This window comes from Carboxylicivirga fragile (genome assembly GCF_050589805.1).
Taxonomy (GTDB): Bacteria; Bacteroidota; Bacteroidia; order Bacteroidales; family Marinilabiliaceae; genus Carboxylicivirga; species Carboxylicivirga fragile.
Map to the genome: position 1 here is coordinate 18,702 of NZ_JBNGOY010000017.1, position 20,142 is coordinate 38,843.

The window sequence follows — 20,142 nt, forward strand, 5'->3', positions numbered from 1 at the left end:
ACCAACTTTTTATTTAAAAGGAAGTGAATTGCCCTTAATAAGGTTTATAGACATTAAGCCTAATTGGAAAATTATGCGAACAAGTAAAAAGGTTGACATGTGCCAACCTTTTGATTTTATTCTAAAACTTTATTTTTTTTACGTTTGAAACGTTGATTACATCCTTTACTTCTGACTCAGTAAATCTTCTTTTACCAATACAATTTTTGAATTCATCTTGTCGGTAACCGTATTCATAAATTGCTTCAATTCATTGTATGACTTAGCTGAATAGCTTGATTTTTTATATTTATACAATGCAACAATCTGAATCTTATTAGTTCCTACAGCTTGCGCTTTAAAGTTAAACTCAACATTATCTGATTCCATTTTTCTTGCCATTGGCAGAACATCTATTTTATAACCTTTAGGAATGGTAATGGCTGCAATGTATTGATAGCCTTTCTTGTTGACAAGGTCAATGGGCAATGCTCTCTTCTCTTGTTTAAATGGGTTATTCTTGGGAGCAAAATTGGCAAAGGGTGAGATGATAATTTGCTCATCAATGATATCAATTGATTCTTTAAAATCGTAGGAGTAAGTAAGTGGTTTTTCTTTTTCTTCAAGATGCTTTACTTCTAATTCTGAATCTTCTTCTTTGCCATACCGTTCCAGACCTTCTTCAAATTTTTGTGGATTAACAACATAGCTACTTCTTTTATCTAAAGCAATGTAACCAGTACACTTAGTTTGACAGCTACCCACCATCTCGTAATTGTCTACATCAATTGAGTAATCAATTGCGGTTACTTGTGTTGATGGGTGACTGGTGTTTATGTTTATCCAGCTTTCACTGTCTTCTTTCACGATAAACCCTTTACCATTTATACATCTGGATGGAATTAATGCATTAGGACAATTCGCTAAAGTGGCATCCAATAATCTGTATTTACCTTCTGATTCGCTCAATATCAATACGTAGTTAAAAAGATCAGAATAGGGAAATTGGTCGCTAACTTTACCATGGTTTCGGGTACTAATTATAATTGGCTCAGCATTTAAACCATTGCTGCGCATGATGCCAATTGCCAGTAAGTTAAGATTTGCTATGTTACCACTAAGTTTTTTATTCAAATCTTTTAAGCTATGTTGTGCTAATTTGCCATTGTACTCATTCCATTGGTAGTTGTTTTTTACATAATTAAGTATTTCACTGTAACGTTTCTCTTCGGGTAAATCAATAAAATGGTTTGCATTTTTATCAGCCCATTTTTCGGCCTTTTTCAGATATTTTCCAAAACTATCACTATCCAGTAATTCATTAGCCAGGCTTGGCCATGTATCCATAAACTTCTTGCTGTAACCTGACGGATGGTTAATTTCAACCAACTGAAAATCTAACTTTAGGATGTAATCGTTGCGCGAGGAGATAAAACTTTCATCTTTAAACGATGGAATATTTTTAAGCCCAAACTCGTACACCATATCGTTGTATCTTACACCGTTAAAGCTTCGTTCTATTCCATTTTTCTCGTAGTTTTTTTTATGGTCTAAACGATTTGTTCCTTGGAGTCGGTAGCGATAACTATAGAAAGGTATCATAGCGGCCTTAAACTCGCTATAAAGTGTTGGAATATCTGTTTGGAACTCCCAATCCGTAAAGTGTGTAATGAAAGGAGATGTTAGGGTGTAGGTATATTCAATTATGGTTCCTTCCTGAATTTCGGGTAAAGCAAATTTCTTTTGGTACCAATACTTATTTAGCTTTTCGGTAAAAATTTGTGATTTCTCTAATGGTGTTTTTGTTAATTGATTGTTCTTATGATTGTAAGAGATGGCTTTAATGTCGCGAATCTTTTCCCTGCTATCGCCATTAATTGCAAGTCGTATTTCAATCTCTGACTGATCAAATCCTGCTTCATCAAATATCTTAATTCTAACATGTCGTTTCATTGAAATAACAAAGCCTTCGCCTTCCTCTTCTCTAAAAGTAGCTTCTGCCTTATCGAATAAAACAACTGCTGGAGCATCTTTTTCAAATTCGCAAGCCTTTAAGGCTAGTTCTTCTGGCGTTAGTAAACCGAATTTTCGCTCATGTTCTATTGCATGACAAATCGATACAACCATCAACAATAATATTGTAACTTTTGATTTCATAACTTAGGTTTATTAAAGTGTAAGGTTTTAATAGCTTACTAGTATTTTTTGATTTTCATTGCCGTTAATTTTCCGCGTGAAATCATAAAATCCCTGGTATTGCTCCAAAGCGTATTTAGCGGCATATATTTGTACTTCACGTTTTACAATAAGTTGATTGCCATTAATCCAATATTTTCTATGGTATTTGCCATGCGCTGTTTTGAATGAAGTTTCGCGCAAGCCAGCCACCTTTGTAATGTTTTGAGGTAGTTGTATGCAAATCGAATCTGTTTTTAAAATTGGATAGTTGATAATCACTTCTTGTGTTCGTTTCTCAGGTTTTTCAAGTTTTATTCCGAATCTTTTAATGGGTTTTATTAAAAGTTTATTTCCCATCTTTTCTGCCAAATTGGGAATGCTAGCATTTATATCGAGCGTAATAAGCGCTGAGTCCTTATTGGGTCTGTCAAATTCAATGGCTTGTATGTCTACGCCTCTTAGGAAACCAATTTCATCCAAAATATCGGCGTGTTTATCCTTTGAAATACCATCGTTAAAACTCTCGAAGTAATCAAAAGCCTGGCCTTGGAGTTGAGCTCTAACTTCAATATCGGCATTTCCTTGACTATTAACTTTTAGCTGAGAGTAATAATTTTCAGCGCATTGGTGGGGTAATAGAGTAGGTGTTGTAACAAGTCGGCTCTTGTCTTTTTCTATGAGTAAAACTTGACGATTTTGAGTGAAAGCGCCTAGGTAATTAATGGGCGCTGATGAACTTGTACACTCTAGCCAGATTGAATCCTTTTCTTGCGGAACGCATAATATTACGTGGTTAAATTGCTGTGATGGGTATTGGCTATTAATCTTAACAGGATTATAACCTGCATAAACATCGGCACATAAGGAATTAATCCCGACTTCTTTCAGCATGGCCATCATGTAGTTGCTTAAAGCTTTGCAGTCACCATATTTGTTATTGCAAACATATGATGCCGGGTGAGGTAACAAGCCTCCAAGTTCCAATGATACATTGATGTAACGCGTGTTCTGCTGCATGTAGTTGTAAAGTGCCTTAATCTTTTCTTTATCTGAACTAAGATTGTCGCATAACTCATGTACTTTGATTTTTTCACTTTCAGTTAGTTCATCCAGACCTTGGCTTAACAAGTGAATCCAATTGCCATAGCTTAGCCATGTTTCGCTGTTTCCTTTAATGCCATAGAAGAAGTCGAAGGGAACTATTTCAACATTTGGTACAAGCGTGCTTAACGATGGGCCATAGTATTCTCTTTCTGGAAAAGATGCATTCGATACTTCCCATTTATAGATGTCGCTGGTTTCGGTGTGCGAAGTCTGTGCGGATTTCACATGGGTTTCAATATTCCTTGTTTTGAGATTTTTTGGTAATTCGGCTGTCAGGCTGGCTTTTTTTACTCTTAAATCTTTCTCAATGAAAGGATCCCAATTAATTAAGCTAATGAAATTATCAAATTCTTGTTCGTAGGAATATTTAAGAATATATGGGTAACGATTATGAACTAAGGAAAATGTAGCTACTTTAAAGTCACTATGGAAGGTGGAGTTTAAGTAAGCATTTGAGTAGGTGATGTTTTTTCTTTTCAACTCACGTACAATTTCACCATTGATGGTTTCAATGTGAGCTTCAATATTGTTGATCTTATTATTACCAGAGTAAGGTATGTTTATTTCGGTGTACTTATTGCCAACCCCATTGTTAATTTGTAATTCAATCTCAACTTGATGAATAATTTTTTTACCACTTATGGTTACTAAAGTATTGTAGTTATTTACAACACAATGATCTGTTTGTGCTAGTAATGAGATGGTAAGTGAAAGAAAGGTAATGATTAGGGTAATGGGTCTGGGCATTTTTGTTTTGAAGATAGATAACTTTTATGTAATGTAGTTCATGTGTTTTTAGTTTTTTGATAAATATTATAAAAGTAGCAATCAATAAAAAAGGGGCTGTCTCAAAAGTGAATTTAAAATCCAGACAACATGTAGATTAAAACTTAACCTTTATTTCTACCCCTCCAAACCTCCCCTAAAGTGGAGGCTTAGTCCCCTTCAGGGGAATCGAAGATCGGCAAAGCCAATTAGGGGTAACATATATTTAAGCTAGTTTCAAATTATAAGTTTCAAAGATTCTTCTTTGACTTTTGAGACAGCCTCTTTTTGGAGTTTATTTTTGAGTAATGTCTCCACCGCCTGATTCTGTGATGTTTTTTACTTTTGGATTTCCATGGTAATCGATGTCGCCACCACCAGAAGCTTTTGCACTAATGCTTTCAACAGCCCAAACACTAGCGTCGGCCCCACCTGATGTATTTACTTCAACAACAAGAGCTTTTAAATCATTGGCGTGAATATCAGAGCCACCGCTTGCCGATGCTTTTAAGTTTTTGGTTGTTCCTTTAATTTTAATGTCAGAACCACCACTTGTTTTTAAAGATACATCATTGCATACTACATCTAGGTAGGCATCTGCACCACCACTTGTAGTAACTCTTAGGTTTTCTGCTTTGATCGTATTTTGAGAATAGACATCTGCACCTCCATTGCATGAAATACTGCTAATTTCCTTAAATGTCAGGCGCACCTTAGGTGCTTTTTTCATACCCCAGTTATAGCTGTTTTTGTTGTAGATACGAAGGGTGCCGTTATCTACTTTTGTTATTATTTTATGTAATTCACTTTTTTCAGATTCTACAAGCAGATCAATTTCATCTCCCTGAGTTATATAAAGGTTGATGCCTGATGAAACCTCAATTTTAGTGAAATCACCAATGGTTCTATTTTCTTTTTCTTGTGCCTGAATGGTATTGAAACCTAAAGATATCAAGCTTATTAATAGTAGTGTGCCGAAATACTTTTTCATCTGTTTAAATTTATTTTCATTTGTCAGATGTAACTCCCAATGAAATTTGATCATCCTACAGTGTGTAAATTTGGATAATCAAATTAGCATGGTCGTTTCATGTGAATAATTGTTAGTTCAATTTATATGACGCTTATCTATCTCTATAAGTTACAAAACAGATTATTAACTGGACTTGTTTTTCATACGTTTGAAATAATCCTTCGATGATCTCACAACATGTGGCGCTAATAAAATAGCAGCTATCATATTTGGAAAGGCCATTAACGCATAGGCCGAGTCGATAAATGCAATAACTACATCTATTGAAACAACAGCTGCTACTACAGCACTAAGAACACTGATAATGTTATATGGTTTTTTTGACCTTGTTCCAAATAGGTAGGACGAACATTTATTACCGTAATAAGGGAAGGCAAACAATGTAGATAAGGCGAAAAATATGACACAGAGTATCAGTAGGTAGGGACCATAAGTAGGTATGGCAATGTTAAAGGCTTGTGCTGTAAGTGTAATTCCATCAGCATCGCTCGTTTGCCAAACACCTGTGACCAGAATCGCTAATGCTGTTAAGGTACATACTATTAATGTGTCAACGATGGGGCCAAGCATTGCAACCAAACCTTCACGAACAGGTTCATTAGTCTTTGCTGCACCATGTGCAAGGGGAGCAGTACCAATACCTGCTTCATTCGAAAAAGCCGCACGTTTGATTCCTGTAATTATAATGGTTCCTATGGCGCCTCCCAGCACTGCTTCAGCCTCAAAGGCATCAGTGAAGATGAGTTTGATGGCTCCCCATAGTTGATCGGGGTGAGAGAAGATGATGTAAAACACAACCAAAATATAGAGCAGCACCATTAATGGTACTATGCGTGAGGTTACTTTACCAATTCGTTTTATACCACCAAAAATGACTACTGACATGATTATGGCTATAATAATTCCAGTTATTAAATCACTGGTAAAGCCAGTTTCTACACCATTTGGTTCTAATATAACATCACGAAATACCTGTGTAAGCTGATTGCTTTGAAATACTGGAAAAACAGCAAACATAGCAGCCACCGCAAAAAACACGGCCAATGGTTTCCATTTTTTACCAAGCCCCTCAGTAATAATATACATTGGGCCGCCTTGTATTTCACCACTATCATCTTTCGCTCGAAACATTACCGCTAGCGTACCTGTGAAAAACTTTGTGGTAATACCTATTACAGCGCTCACCCACATCCAAAATATGGCACCTGGACCACCAGCTGTAATAGCAACGGCTACTCCACTTATATTTCCCATACCCACAGTAGCGGCTAGAGCAGTGGACAAGGCCTGAAAATGATTGATCTGACCAGCTTCATTTGGGTCGTCGTATTTGCCTCTGAGTATATCAACAGCATGCCCAATGTATCTAAAAGGCATTAGTTTGCTGTACATCATGAAAAAGAAACCACCACCTAATAGAAGTATTAAAAGTGGTGTGCCCCAAATGAATTCACTAAATCTTATAATCAAGTTTTCGATCTGTTCCATTACGGAAAGATAATTATTCCTAATTATAGTTCAAATATTTCAATAAAGAGTCAAATATCTTAGTTTTGCATTTACATATAGAATTAAACAAATTTTGCTTTAATAAATACAATAAATCATGGGTGATTTTAAATATCAGAAACCATTTCCTATTACAAAGGATACAACACCGTATCGTTTGTTAACAAAGGATTATGTGAGTACTGTTGAAGTTGATGGGCGCAAGATTTTAAAGGTAGATCCAAAGGGACTGGAGCTGCTTTCAAAAGAGGCTTTTTCAGATGTGTCTTTTTATTTACGACCAACGCATCTTCAAAAGTTAGCAAATATATTAAAGGATGATGAAGCATCGGATAATGATAGATTTGTAGCACATACCATGCTGATGAATCAGGTTGTTACTTCTGAAGGAGAATTACCAACCTGTCAGGATACCGGAACAGCCATTGTAATGGCAAAGAAGGGTGAAGATGTGTACACTGGTTCAAACGATGCTGAATCATTATCGAAAGGTATTTTTGAAACTTATAAGGAGCGTAATTTACGTTTCTCTCAGGTTGTGCCTTTTAATATGGTTGAGGAGAAGAATACGGGAACTAACCTTCCGGCGCAAATCGATATTTATGCTGAGCAAGGTAATAGTTATGAATTCTTATTTATGACTAAAGGCGGTGGTTCTGGTAATAAAACATTCCTATATCAGCAAACCAAAGCTTTGTTAAACGAAGAGAATTTAACAAAGTTTGTTCAAGAGAAAATTAAAGATCTGGGAACTTCAGCTTGCCCTCCTTATCATTTGGCATTAGTAATTGGTGGAACTTCGGCTGAGGCTACTTTAGCTACAGTAAAGAAAGCTTCGGCTGGTTATTTTGATCATTTGCCAACAGAGGGGAACGAAGGCGGTCAGGCATTTCGTGATTTAGAGTGGGAAGAGAAAGTTCAAAAGATTTGTCAGGAAAGTACCATAGGTGCGCAGTTTGGAGGTAAATATTTTGTGCATGATGTTCGTGTTATTCGCCTGCCTCGCCATGCTGCTTCTTGCCCGGTTGGAATGGGAGTAAGTTGTAGTGCCGATCGTAATGTGAAGGGTAAAATAACCGAAGAGGGAATTTTCTTGGAAGCCTTGGAAAAGAATCCATCTAAATTTGTTCCTGAGCGTGCTCCACATTTAGCTCCAGCTATTGATATTGATCTGGATCGTCCAATGGATGAGGTGCGTAAAGAACTGTCTAAGTATCCGATAAAAACACGTTTGAACTTGCGAGGAACCTTAATTGTGGCTCGTGACATAGCTCATGCGCGCATCAAACAAATGTTGGATGAAGGTAAACCAATGCCTGATTATTTCAAGAATCACCCGGTGTATTACGCGGGGCCTGCTAAGACTCCTAAGGGAATGGCCTCGGGTAGTTTTGGACCTACAACAGCTGGGCGAATGGATCCATACGTTGATTTGTTTCAAAAAAATGGTGGCTCAATGATTATGGTCGCCAAGGGAAATCGCTCACAAGCGGTTACTGATGCCTGTAAGGATAATGGCGGTTTCTATTTAGGTTCGATTGGTGGGCCAGCAGCTATATTAGCTAAAGATTCCATCAAATCAGTTGAGGTAGTTGATTTTGAAGAATTGGGAATGGAAGCTGTTCGTAAAATACGAATTGAAAACTTCCCTGCTTTCATTATTGTTGATGATAAAGGAAACGACTTTTTTGCAGAGCTGTAATAAAGTATCAATTTATAAAAATGGCTGCTGGGTTTTTCTCAGTAGCCATTTTTTTATTACAAAAGTCCTTGTAGTTCGTCATTCGATGCAGGCTTTGTAGAATAAGATGTGTTAAGCTTGCTTTCTTTTCTTATTAATTAACGATTATTAGTTTCGAAGTCTTACGATCTTTATTATTTTTGAAAGGTATAATTAGATTTTAATAAATTCATATAGCTTAAGCCAAAATGAAAAGATCATTATTAGTCGTTTTTGTTCTCGGATTACTTGTTATGTCAATATCATGTAAGAAGAGTGTTCCTGCCGATTTAGGGAAAGTTAGTTTTATTCCGCAACCCGTTGAACTATTAGCAACAGGTAGTTCTTTTGAGATCTCGAAAAATACTTCAATTAACATTTTAAAAGGTGACGAGGATTTAGCTTTGATTGCTCAATTGTTAAAAGATGAAGTAAAATTATTTACCGGGAATGATTTAGTTGTTAATGAGGTATCTTCTTTTGGAAAAAACGGTATTAACCTTGGTGTTGATGCTACTATTAACGAAGAGAATAAAGAAGCTTACGCGTTAATAATAAATGAAGATCAGGTTAAAATATCGGGCGCATCTGGAGCAGGTGTTCTATTTGGGGTTCAAACTTTTGTTCAAGCCATACAGGCGCATAAATCAACAGAAAAGGATGTTTGGATTGTAGCCAGTGGACAGATTAATGATTATCCGCAATATGGTTTCCGAGGAGCTATGTTGGATGTAGCGCGCAATTTCTTTGAAGTTGATGATGTAAAGCGTTTTATCGATTTATTGGTTTATTATAAGTTAAATGTATTGCACTTGCATTTAACGGATGATCAAGGGTGGCGAATTGAAATTAAATCTTGGCCAAAATTAACAACTATTGGAGGTAGTACTAGTATGCTTGGTGACGGAGGTTTCTATACGCAAGAGGATTATAAAGAGATTGTAAAGTACGCCAAAGAGCGATTCATAACAATTATTCCAGAAATTGATATTCCTGGACATACCAATGCGGCTTTGGCATCGTATGCTGAATTGAACTGTAACGGTAAGGCACCTGAATTGTATAAAGGTATGAAGGTTGGTTTTAGTACTTTGTGTACAGACAAAGAAATAACCTATCAATTTGTTGATGATGTGGTACGTGAATTAGCAGAAATAACGGATGGACCATATATTCATATTGGTGGCGATGAATCGCATGTAACGGAGCTTGATGATTATGTGTATTTCATTAATCGTACTCAGGATATTGTTAAGAAATACAATAAGATAATGGTTGGTTGGGATGAAATTGCCCATGCTGACATTGATTCTGAAGCCATTGTACATTATTGGGCGAAGGGTGAAAATGCAAGTATGGGTGTAGAGAAGGGTGCGAAAGTAATTCTATCTCCTTCTACAAAAGTATACCTTGATATGCAGTACGATTCATTGACTCACCTTGGACAACATTGGGCAGCCTACATCGAAATTGACAGCTCCTATATGTGGAAACCTTTGGAATTAGTTGAAGGAATTAATAGAGAAAATATTGTTGGAATAGAGTCGCCATTGTGGACAGAAACCATTTCAACTATGGATGAAATAGAATACATGGTATTTCCTCGAATCATTGGGCATGCCGAAATCGGATGGTCACCAGTTGAGCATTTAAATTGGGATGATTACAAAGTACGTTTGGGTAAACAGGTGCCACTACTCGAAAAGCGTGGTGTCGATTATTATGCTTCCAAACAAGTGCCTTGGATAAAGAAATAGATTGATTGTATTATCAGTAAGCTCAGAAGCCGCCCGGTACTTTGTATTGGGTGGCTTTTTATTTGGAGTTAGTCGACAGCGACTTTAATAACAATTTTTTCAACATGAGAAGGTGCATCTATACTAATGCATGGAGCATGTAGGTCTTCAGGATATAGTATGCATCCCATACCGGCGCTTAAACGTATGTTTGAATAATCAGCCACTTTAGGAAAAAATAGATCTTTCTCCTCATCGTACGGGGCATCTTTTATAATACGAGATAATGGTGAAACTAATATTTGCTCAACACCAGAATGAATATACTGTATGTCGATATATTTCCTGTGACCTTCCATTTTTGCCTCGCTCAATTCTTTGGTTTCGTAGCTTTGAAAAATGGCAAATATCGATTTTTGATCAATTTCAACCACTAATGGGGTATCATCACTAACCTGTTTAAACATTTCATTTAGGTTAGTGGCTTGAAGGTATTGAAGAGCCTTATAAAATTTCAACTTATCACATTGTTTGATAAGTGTTTTTACCGTTCCTGATATAGCCATGTTGATTGAAGTTTTATAACACAAATATAGTCAAAAAGAATAAGTTATGAATTAATGTGAGCGAAACGAAAAATGGGGAAGAGTTCTTAATCTCTTCCCCATTGAGGTTTAGTTGTGTTGAAGAATTATTGACAGTGAATGTATTGCTTCACTAAATCGCGTAAAGCATCATTCTTTCCGTATAATTTTTCGCTTAAGCCTTTGTCATCAAAGGCCTTCAGTTTATCGATTGTATGTGTTATAACATTAGCAGGAAATACACTATTGTTTTCAAATAATTCTCGTTTTTTATCAAGGCATTCAGCCGATTCGAAACAAGAAGCGGGCAGTTGCTCAAGACCACCTGCTGGCATGTCTTTGAAAATATTTCGATCAACGTATAGTTTTTCAGCAACCTCAAGTGCATTGTCCATTTTTAAACCATGCTCAGCAGCTACTATTAGACCTGCAATCATTAAATGAATATTAGCAGATCCATCCGGTGCACGGAACTCAACAGTTTGTTTGCTTCCAGTATCAAAAGGTTTGATGTCCTGATTTGGATTAGCATCAAAAATCATTCTTTCAACGCCGCCTGTCCAGCCAAGTGGAACACGAACTAATGCAGAACGGTTGCGATCACCCCAGCAAATATTTGTTGGTGCTTCTTGGTGTGGTACCAAACGAAGGTATGATGTTGGAATGGTATTTCCGAAGGCTGTTAAAGCATCGGCAACATCTAAAATACCAGCCATTACCTTTTTTGAAATATCGCTTAGGCCGTTTTCGTCAAGCATTAAATTTTTGCCATTCTCTTCAACCAGCATGTGGAAGTGTAATCCGCTACCCGCTTTGCCTACAGTAATCTTTGGTGCAAAACTGATTTCAACATTTAATTTTTCGGCAAGCATGCGAAGTACCCATTTACCTATTATTAATCCATCAGCTGCTTGTTCAGGATCGGTTGGTAGGAACTCAATTTCATGTTGTTCATATGCTTCGTTGCCGTTAGTGAAAGTACCAACTTCAGAATGGCCATACTTTATTTGTCCGCCACATTCAGCAATAAGTTTGAGGGCTTCTTTACGCATGCCTTCAAATTTTGCAAATGGTTCTGATTCGTGATAACCTTTCTGATCAGAAGCTGGAAAATTACTGCTGCGTTCGCTGTTTACGTAATATTCGAGCTCGCCTAAGAATTTCATATTCTTTCCCGTTGTCTGACGGAAATGGTTGATGGCTTTTCTTAATATATTTTCTGGTGCCGACTCTAATGCTTGTCCCTTGTGGTCGTAGAACGAACAAAGAATCTCCAATGAAGGTACTTCGGTAAAAGGATTTAAAAAGGCAGTTCTATATCGTGGAACTACATATAAATCGCTACTACCGGCTTCCATAAATGAGAACAAACTTGAACCGTCAACGCGCTCACCAGCTGATAATACAGCATCTAGATGATCGCGACTTGAAATCATGAAATTCAGAGTTTTCAAGCGTCCATCTTCTGCTACATACCGGAAGTTAAGCATTCTAATATCATTGACTTCCATATATTCAATGATATCTTCTTTATTAAAGTCACTTGCTGGCTTTTTAAGGTATTGAACAAGTGGATTTGGATTAAATTTTATTGAATTATCCATCATGGTTGTTTTAGCTTTTAATAATGGCTGCAAGATGGAGATTGCTCCAAATTTAAAAGATGAGAAAAATCATCGATATAGGGTAAAAAATTAAAAGTCGTATGTTTTAGAACAGGATTGGTAATAATTGGGTATTTTATTTTGTGATAAATGAAAAATTATTCTTTAAAAATTAATATCACAGGGGTGGCGTGAGTAATAGTAGAAAAATATCATGAATAATTGTCGATCGTCTTTTCTATTTAACATCGGTTATGAAAAGGCTAATTTTTTAATGAAATTATTTGTGGTGTAACTCCCTCTTTATAGGTGTTTTAAGGTGGTGTTTGAAATATTTTTGGAAAAAACACAAAAAAATAGTGTTACGATTTATGACTTCTGGTATTAACACCCGATTGCAATCTTTTACGCGTAAATTGATAATATATCTACACAACAGACCAGAAGAAAGCTTACCTAAGAGGTAAGGCGTTCGAATCTTTTAGAAGTTTTTACAAAGATTCAGCTCAAAGTGGCGAAACATTAAGTTCGGCATCTCCGATTCAATTAAAATCAACTCGAAGTTTGATAACTCGACGAACTACCTTGTTGCGTGAATCGTTTAAACCAGATGTGAATGTAATGGCCACATCTCTTTTGGTTCCTTCTGAGTTGGCATGGGCATTAAATTGTGTGCCGCTAAATTTAGAGATGTTTAGTAGTTTGCTTGCGTCGCACTCTAAAATAATTGATCTTTCTAACAAAGGAAGTTTAACTGCTCCGCGTTGTAGTTTTATTAATTCAGTAAAGGGAGCGCTTCTCGAAAATTTGATTCCTCGTCCCGATTTAATGGTTAGTTCATCGGCGTATTGTGAAGGAGTGAGTTATGTATTTGAAGATTTTCGTCAGGAATTTGGCACAGATCACTACCATATTGATTTACCAGTTTATACCGACGAGAATTCATATATAGACTTGGCGCAGCAAATGAAAAGTTTGTTTGGTCAAATGGCTGCTAAGTTAGGGATGGATATCGCCGAAGCGCACGATAATTTCAGGAAAGTAATGTACCAAAGTACCATTGCGCGTAAGCAATTTATGGAATTGTGGCAGTTTAGGCATGAACATGGACCAGTAGATCTTGGTTTGGAGCCTCTTCACTGGCATATGCAGTTTCTGCCTATGTGGGGCGACGAGAAAGCGGCAGGTATTTGTGAACGATTAAAAAATGAATTTATAGAATATGCACAAAATCAAACGCTAGATGAAGATGCTGTACCAATTGCATTTTTTGGTTTGATACCATACGGACGCACCGAAATGTGGAGTGTATTGAATGAAAATAAGGCTTACATGGCCTTTGAAGGCGTTAATTTCTTAGGTGACTTTGAGTTGTTAGATAGCACCAATTTTGATGATTTCTCAATCGATGAGTTGTTTGAAAACCTTGCCAAGAACCTGATTAATGTTCCAATGCGTGGTGGGAATATTATTGAAAAATCTGAATTTTTCATGAAGGAAGCGAAGCAGATGGGTGCCAAAGGTATGATGATTATATCTCATGAGCACTGTCAGCTGTTGGCACCTCGACTTCATGAAATGGAAAATGAAGCAACAAAAATTAATCTAAAGGTAGTTTCCCTTGGTGGTGACTGTATTCTCGGTATGCCAAAAGGGCCGACTAATTTCCGCTTGCGAACTTTTTTATCATCTATTACAAATGTTGCAGTGAAGCAAACTGATTTTAAATCATTGTTGCCTATTAATGAAAACATGGTGGAGGCCGGTTATCGCTTAGGTGTTGATTTTGGAAGTGGTTTCAGTAAATTTATGTTGCTTGATGAAAAGCTTGATGTGATGAAAAGTGGAATTGTGTCATCAGGTATTGATTATCCAGGGTTGTTGAATGATATTACTCGCAAATTGGCTTTGGATGGGCCCGTAAAACTTGCTGTGGCGGGTATTGGAAGTGATAATCCTGTATTTAAAAATTTGGTTCAAAAGCAAACAACTGAGATAAATGCGCTAATTGGTTCCTGTCGTCAATTATTTAAACGACGCGATAATTTATTAGTAATAGATATAGGTACACAGGATGTAAAAATTTTACATTTCAACAATATGGATGATGCACCCTGGATTAATACGAACAAAAGTTGCGGGGCAGGCACCGGAATGGTTTTGGTTCAAATATTAGAACGATGGAAGCAAACGATGCCAAATTTTACTTACGACACGCTGGATAAATTAGCATTGGAGGCTGAGGAGAGTGAAATTATTAATACAACCTGTGGGATTTTTGCCGTTACCAATGTGGTTTCAGCTTTGGTACAAGCGTCTGAACGAAGACGTAGAGCCATATTACGAGGGTTATATGATTATGTAGCAACTCAGGCAATCAAATTATTACCACCAGAATTACAAAATGGGTATGAAGTTTATCTTACTGGAGGAGTTGAAAGTCATCAAACCTTAAAAGAAGTATTTGTGCAAAGAGGGTTTAAGTTAATTACACCCGAAAAAGATATACATCCACAATTTTTGGTTGCATTTGGAACAGCCTTATCAGTTCATTAAAAATTAGAATCATGGATATTTTTACTTTAGGTATCATTTTAATTGTATTAGCGGGAGCTTTATGTTGGGTTTTTGTTTACATGGCTTTTAAAAAATCATTTGTACTATTGATTGGTACAGTGTTTTTAGGTGTGATTGACATGGTGGCATGCTTTGGCTTTGTGGTTGGTAACAAAGGGTTGATTCATTTAGCTTGGGCGGTGCCGATTGCGATTGTAGCCATCCTTTCTTCCTATTACATTTTGGCACGAAAGGTAAAGGTTCCTATCCAACATCTTACAGCATTATTACAAAAGATGAGTAATAAAGATTTGACATTAAATGTTGAAAAGCGATTCTTGAATGAGCAATATGAGATTAAAGATGTTGCGATTGCTGTTGATAAATTGGTGACTACAAATCGTGCTATGATGAAGCAGTTAGATGAAAATTCTACTGTGCTTTTGAGCTCGAGTTCAAATATTAATGCTAGTTCTGGTAGTATAAGCTCGGGAGCTTCTGAACAAGCTAGTGGTATTGAAGAGATTTCCACATCTGTTGAGGAAATGACGGCTAATATCATGACTAATTCAGAAAATGCTAATAAATCAAAAAACATTAGTAGTGATGCGCAAAAATCTTTAGATGTATCTTATAACAAGGTGGTTGATGCAGTTAGTTTAATGAAGAAAATTGATGAACACACTGTTTTGGTGAGTCAGATCGCTTCCCAAACCAATATACTAGCTCTTAATGCAGCTATTGAGGCTGCTAAGGCTGGAGATGCTGGAAGAGGTTTTGCAGTTGTTGCGAAAGAGGTTCGTTCATTGGCAGAACAATCTACTGTTGCGGCAAATCAAATTACTCAAATGACGCAGGAAGGTGTTGAGCAAGTTAATAATGTTCTCAAAGAGATTACAGAGTTGGTAAATCAAACCAAAAAATCATCTGCTTTAATACAGGAAGTGGCTGCAGCTTCAGATGAAATGAATATTGGCGCCAATCAAATTAACTCGGCTATTCAAGAGTTAAATGGTGTGGTGCAGGAGAATGCAGCCTCTTCAGAGGAGTTAAGTGCCACTTCGGAGCAACTGTTGTCTACAGCCAAAAGCTTAAGTAATTTGGTTTCTGCTTACGAGTTTCACGAAACCCAAATTATTTCAATAAATAAAAAAAGTACGAAGAGAAAAATTAGAAGTAAAATTGCTTAAATTATAATTTCCTAACAATTGAGCACTTGTAGCAACGGCTATAGGTGCTCTTTTTTTGTCATGATATGGGTTTAAGGTCAAGAAAGTTGGTAAAGTAAGGAAGAGTAGGAGTTGTTGTTTGGTTTAGCCATTTATTTTTGATATTTTCAACTAACTCAATTTTAATAACGTACATAAACCAAATCACCATGTTAAACATTGCTCTTTTTGGTCCTCCAGGTGCTGGTAAAGGCACACAATCTGAATTTCTTATTAAGAAGTATAATTTGTTTTACATCTCCACCGGAGATATTCTTCGAAAAGAATTAAAAGAAGAAACCAAATTAGGGCTGGAAGCTAAGAGTATTATTGCCGAGGGTGGTTTAGTCTCCGATGAAATAATTGTTCAAATTATTGAGAAAACTATTAAGAGCAATCCGGATGTTCATGGCTTTTTATTTGATGGTTTCCCAAGAACTTTTGTTCAGGCATATATTCTGGAGGGTTTAATGATTAAGTTGAACACTACTTTGGATAAGCTTATTAGTATTGAAGTGCCACAAGAGGAGTCGATTAAGCGCTTACTTGCTAGAGGCGAAACTTCCGGACGGATGGACGATAATGAAGAAGTGATTCGTAATCGTTTGAAAGAATATGATGAGAAAACTCTGCCTGTTCTTAATTTTTACAAAGAACGAGGTAACTACGAGGCAGTTGATGGTTTACGACCAATAAAAAAGGTAACCTCAGCTATTAAAAAGCATGTTAATAATGTTTTGAGTAAGAAGCATTTGAATATAGTATTATTTGGTTACCCCGGATCGGGGCGCGGTTCTCTTGGACGTGCAATAGCAGAGAAATACAAGTTGGAGTTTATTTCCACGGGTACTATGCTTGACGAGGAAATTGAAAAGAAAACAGAAATAGGAAAGCGTGTAAAAGAGCTTTATGAAAATGGTCAGTTGGTACCTGATGAGATTGTGATTCGACTAATTGAGAAAAAGATTGAGCAATCGAAAAATGCCAAAGGTTTTATATTTAAAGGTTATCCTCGAACCCTTGTTCAGTCGTATATACTAGATGGAATACTTAAGAAACACGATTCTTTCATTAATAAGATTATTGATTTAGATGTGGATACCCTTGAGCTGATTCGTCGCTTAAATCAGCGTAGTAAAACGGGAGAACGAATGCCTTATGATTCGAGCACCGAAAAAATTGTAAAACGCCTTCAGGAGCATAAAGATAAGACCTTACCTGTTATTGAGAAGTATAAAGAAGTGCATGATGTGTCGGTTGTAGACGGTATGGCTTCGTTTGATGAAGTGTTTGGTCGCATTTCTAAAGAAATCGAAAGCAGTTTTAAATCCTTGGATTAGTTTTTAATGTATTTGTTGATATTGCGAAACATTTTGCCTGTGGTTTGTTACATTACAAGTAATAAATAATTATGGCAGAAATAAAGAAGAAAAAAATAAGCAAGAGCAGTTTAAAAGAGGCTGTTCAGTTGTATCGTTTTATAAAACCTTACCGTATTGAGTTTTATTTAGGAATGGTTGCACTTGTAGGTTCTAGTGTAACAACCTTAATGTTTCCCAAACTATTAGGCGACTTAGTGAGTGCAGGTAGTAGTGGTTTATTAGCTGAAAAAATAAATAGTATAGCACTTCTTTTAGGAGTGCTTCTATTGTTTCAATCATTCTTTTCCTATTTCCGAACGTTTCTATTTGTTCGAGTTACTGAGAAAACTTTGGCTGACCTACGTCAATTTACCTATAATCATTTAATCAAATTACCACTATTCTTTTTTGAGAAGCGTAGAGTAGGTGAGTTGAATAGTAGAATTTCAGCAGATGTATCATTGTTGCAGGAAACATTAACAACAACGTTGGCAGAGGTTGTTAGGCAATTAATAATAATAATTGGTGGTATAGCCTATATGTTATATGTGTTTCCAAAGCTAACCTTGTTTATGCTGGCAATTATTCCTGCTGTTGTCGTTTTGGCTGTTGTGTTTGGGCGATTTATTAGAAGGTATTCTAAAAAAGCTCAAGCAGAGGTGGCAGAATCAAATACCATTGTAGAAGAAACCTTGCAAGGCATTCAGAGTGTTAAATCTTATACCAATGAATTCTTTGAGATGGCACGATATAAGAATAAGGTGCAAGAGATTGCGAAAATTGGTATAAAAGGAGGTGTTTACCGTGGTGCATTTGGTTCATTCTTGGTTTTTGGATTATTTGGTTCCCTTGTGGCTGTGGTTTGGAGAGCAGCCTCTTTATTGTCTTCAGGTGAAATGGATTCTGGTAATTTAATTTCATTTGTAATGTATTCTGGAATTATTGGAGGAACAATTGGCGGAATGGCTAGTGTCTTTACGCGCATTCAACATTTTTTAGGTGCGATTGAGGATTTGTTTGATATATCCAGAGAAAAGGAAGAAGATTTAAAGGAAGTTGTAGAGTTGCCTGCAAACGATGTGTTAAAAGGGACGATAGAAATTAAGAACTTGTCTTTTGCCTATCCGTCAAGACCAGATACAAACGTCTTAAATGATATTAATTTAAAGGTTGAGCGTGATCAAATGGTGGCTTTTGTAGGAGCTAGTGGTGCTGGAAAAACGACTATTACTGCTTTGCTTTATCGCTTACATGAATTGTCGAAAGGGCAAATATTATTTGATGATAGGCCTTCCAGTGAAATGGAACTGTCGATTCTTAGGTATCAAATGGCATTGGTTCCGCAAGATATTTTTCTGTTTGGAGGAACAATTCGTGAAAATATAGCCTATGGTCGATCAAGTGCCAATGAAGAGGAAATAATAAGTGCAGCACAGAGCGCCAATGCCATGGAGTTTATCGAAGGATTTGAAGAAGGGTTGGATACCATTGTAGGCGAACGCGGAACTCAACTGTCAGGGGGACAGCGCCAACGCATTGCTATTGCCCGTGCTTTACTTCGTAATCCGCGAATTCTCATTCTTGATGAGGCGACCTCAGCTCTGGATTCTAATTCTGAAAAATTAGTTCAAGAAGCGCTTAAAACGCTTATGAAAGGTCGAACAACTATTGTTATAGCGCATCGTTTATCAACCATAAAAAGTGCAGATCAAATATTTGTAATGGATAAAGGCACGATCGTTGAGCAAGGTAAACATGAAGAGTTATTGTCAATGGAAAGTGGATATTATAAGAAGCTGTCCACATTACAAGGGATAGAGCAAAATCTTATATAGTTTAAAAGTACTACCAATTCAAGAAATTACTGAAGTTGTATCTAAAATTGTACTTTTGTGCTTGACGCAATCGTTTTTATAATACATCAGTAATTTTTTGAATTCAAACATGAATACTTCGTCGAGTAAATTGACCATTAATATTAAGGGTGATTTAGTGTCATTTGATACGCCCAAGGTTATGGGTATACTTAATATTACACCTGATTCGTTTTACGATGGGGGTAATTATCAGATAGCACGAGATATAGAACAGCGCTGTGAACAATTGATTGTGGAAGGTGCTGATATTATTGATGTAGGTGCCTATTCATCCAGGCCTGGTGCTGATGATGTTGAAGAAAAAGAGGAATTAAATCGATTAGTGCGGGCACTTGAGATAATTCGCAAAAAGCATCCGAATATTGTAATTTCCGTTGATACTTTTAGGGCATCGGTTGCAGAAGAAGTTGTCAGAAATTTTAATGTCGATATCATTAATGATATTTCGGGAGGCTTAGGTGACGAAAAAATGTTTGAAACAGTGTCTTCTCTTTCTGTACCGTATGTTTTAATGCATATGAAAGGTACACCAAAGGATATGCAGAAAGATCCTTCTTACAAAAATGTGGTGAAGGAAGTTTCTTTGTTTTTCTCTCAGCAGATTATGAAATTAAGAGCCTTGGGGCAAAAAGACATTATTCTTGATCCTGGTTTTGGCTTTGGGAAAACCTTAGAGCATAATTATCAACTTTTATCGGCCTTAAAACAATTTGAATTATTTGATGTGCCAATATTAGCTGGTGTATCTCGTAAATCAATGATATGTAGGGGTTTGGATATTAATCCTAAAGATGCACTTAATGGCACTACAGCTTTAAATACCATTGCTCTTTTAAATGGAGCAAATATTTTAAGGGTGCATGATGTTAAAGAAGCCGTAGAATGTGTTAAATTAGTGCAGCAACTTTTAAAAGCCTAAAATTACTAG

Annotated in this window: 13 protein-coding genes; 7 read left to right on the forward strand and 6 right to left on the reverse strand. The window is 36.6% G+C overall.

The window, feature by feature from the left end:
* Window positions 1-165: 165 nt before the first annotated feature.
* From ACRD7B_RS09290 to ACRD7B_RS09305, 4 genes are all read right to left on the reverse strand, one after another.
* The gene (locus ACRD7B_RS09290) at window positions 166-2,136 is read right to left on the reverse strand and encodes a DUF3858 domain-containing protein (RefSeq protein WP_430824255.1); all 1,971 of its coding nucleotides are present in this window, start codon (window positions 2,134-2,136) and stop codon (window positions 166-168) included.
* A gap of 27 nt (window positions 2,137-2,163) precedes the next feature.
* A complete protein-coding gene (locus ACRD7B_RS09295) occupies window positions 2,164-4,008 on the reverse strand; it encodes a DUF3858 domain-containing protein (RefSeq protein ID WP_430824256.1) in 1,845 nt (614 codons plus the stop codon).
* A 313-nt stretch (window positions 4,009-4,321) separates the two neighbouring features.
* The gene (locus tag ACRD7B_RS09300; RefSeq protein ID WP_430824257.1) at window positions 4,322-5,017 is read right to left on the reverse strand and encodes a head GIN domain-containing protein; all 696 of its coding nucleotides are present in this window, start codon (window positions 5,015-5,017) and stop codon (window positions 4,322-4,324) included.
* 165 nt (window positions 5,018-5,182) lie between these two features.
* The gene (locus ACRD7B_RS09305; RefSeq protein WP_430824258.1) at window positions 5,183-6,547 is read right to left on the reverse strand and encodes an alanine/glycine:cation symporter family protein; all 1,365 of its coding nucleotides are present in this window, start codon (window positions 6,545-6,547) and stop codon (window positions 5,183-5,185) included.
* Between the two features lie 118 nt (window positions 6,548-6,665).
* On the opposite strand from ACRD7B_RS09305, the gene ACRD7B_RS09310 reads away from it, so the two are divergent.
* Together ACRD7B_RS09310 and ACRD7B_RS09315 are read left to right on the forward strand one after the other, a co-directional pair.
* Window positions 6,666-8,270: a fumarate hydratase gene (locus ACRD7B_RS09310; RefSeq protein WP_430824259.1), complete on the forward strand. Its 1,605-nt coding sequence runs from the start codon at window positions 6,666-6,668 to the stop codon at window positions 8,268-8,270.
* 227 nt (window positions 8,271-8,497) lie between these two features.
* Complete coding sequence (locus ACRD7B_RS09315) at window positions 8,498-10,045, forward strand: beta-N-acetylhexosaminidase (protein ID WP_430824260.1); 1,548 nt, start codon at window positions 8,498-8,500, stop codon at window positions 10,043-10,045.
* 68 nt (window positions 10,046-10,113) lie between these two features.
* Here the strand turns inward: ACRD7B_RS09315 and ACRD7B_RS09320 are convergent, their stop codons facing one another.
* Window positions 10,114-10,590: a NanQ anomerase/TabA/YiaL family protein gene (locus ACRD7B_RS09320; RefSeq protein ID WP_430824261.1), complete on the reverse strand. Its 477-nt coding sequence runs from the start codon at window positions 10,588-10,590 to the stop codon at window positions 10,114-10,116.
* 125 nt (window positions 10,591-10,715) lie between these two features.
* Complete coding sequence (locus tag ACRD7B_RS09325) at window positions 10,716-12,212, reverse strand: glutamine synthetase family protein (protein WP_430824262.1); 1,497 nt, start codon at window positions 12,210-12,212, stop codon at window positions 10,716-10,718.
* Between the two features lie 564 nt (window positions 12,213-12,776).
* Here ACRD7B_RS09325 and ACRD7B_RS09330 point away from each other — a divergent pair.
* From ACRD7B_RS09330 to folP, 5 genes are all read left to right on the forward strand, one after another.
* Window positions 12,777-14,768: a 2-hydroxyacyl-CoA dehydratase gene (locus ACRD7B_RS09330; protein ID WP_430824263.1), complete on the forward strand. Its 1,992-nt coding sequence runs from the start codon at window positions 12,777-12,779 to the stop codon at window positions 14,766-14,768.
* 11 nt (window positions 14,769-14,779) lie between these two features.
* Entirely contained in the window at window positions 14,780-15,958 is a 1,179-nt protein-coding gene (locus ACRD7B_RS09335) for a methyl-accepting chemotaxis protein (RefSeq protein WP_430824264.1), read from the forward strand.
* A 188-nt stretch (window positions 15,959-16,146) separates the two neighbouring features.
* Window positions 16,147-17,316 (forward strand): adenylate kinase, encoded by a 1,170-nt coding sequence (locus tag ACRD7B_RS09340; protein ID WP_430824265.1) that lies wholly within the window; start codon window positions 16,147-16,149, stop codon window positions 17,314-17,316.
* Between the two features lie 71 nt (window positions 17,317-17,387).
* Complete coding sequence (locus ACRD7B_RS09345; protein WP_430824266.1) at window positions 17,388-19,172, forward strand: ABC transporter ATP-binding protein; 1,785 nt, start codon at window positions 17,388-17,390, stop codon at window positions 19,170-19,172.
* Between the two features lie 109 nt (window positions 19,173-19,281).
* A complete protein-coding gene (folP, locus tag ACRD7B_RS09350; RefSeq protein WP_430824267.1) occupies window positions 19,282-20,133 on the forward strand; it encodes a dihydropteroate synthase in 852 nt (283 codons plus the stop codon).
* The last annotated feature ends 9 nt before the right edge of the window (window positions 20,134-20,142 follow it).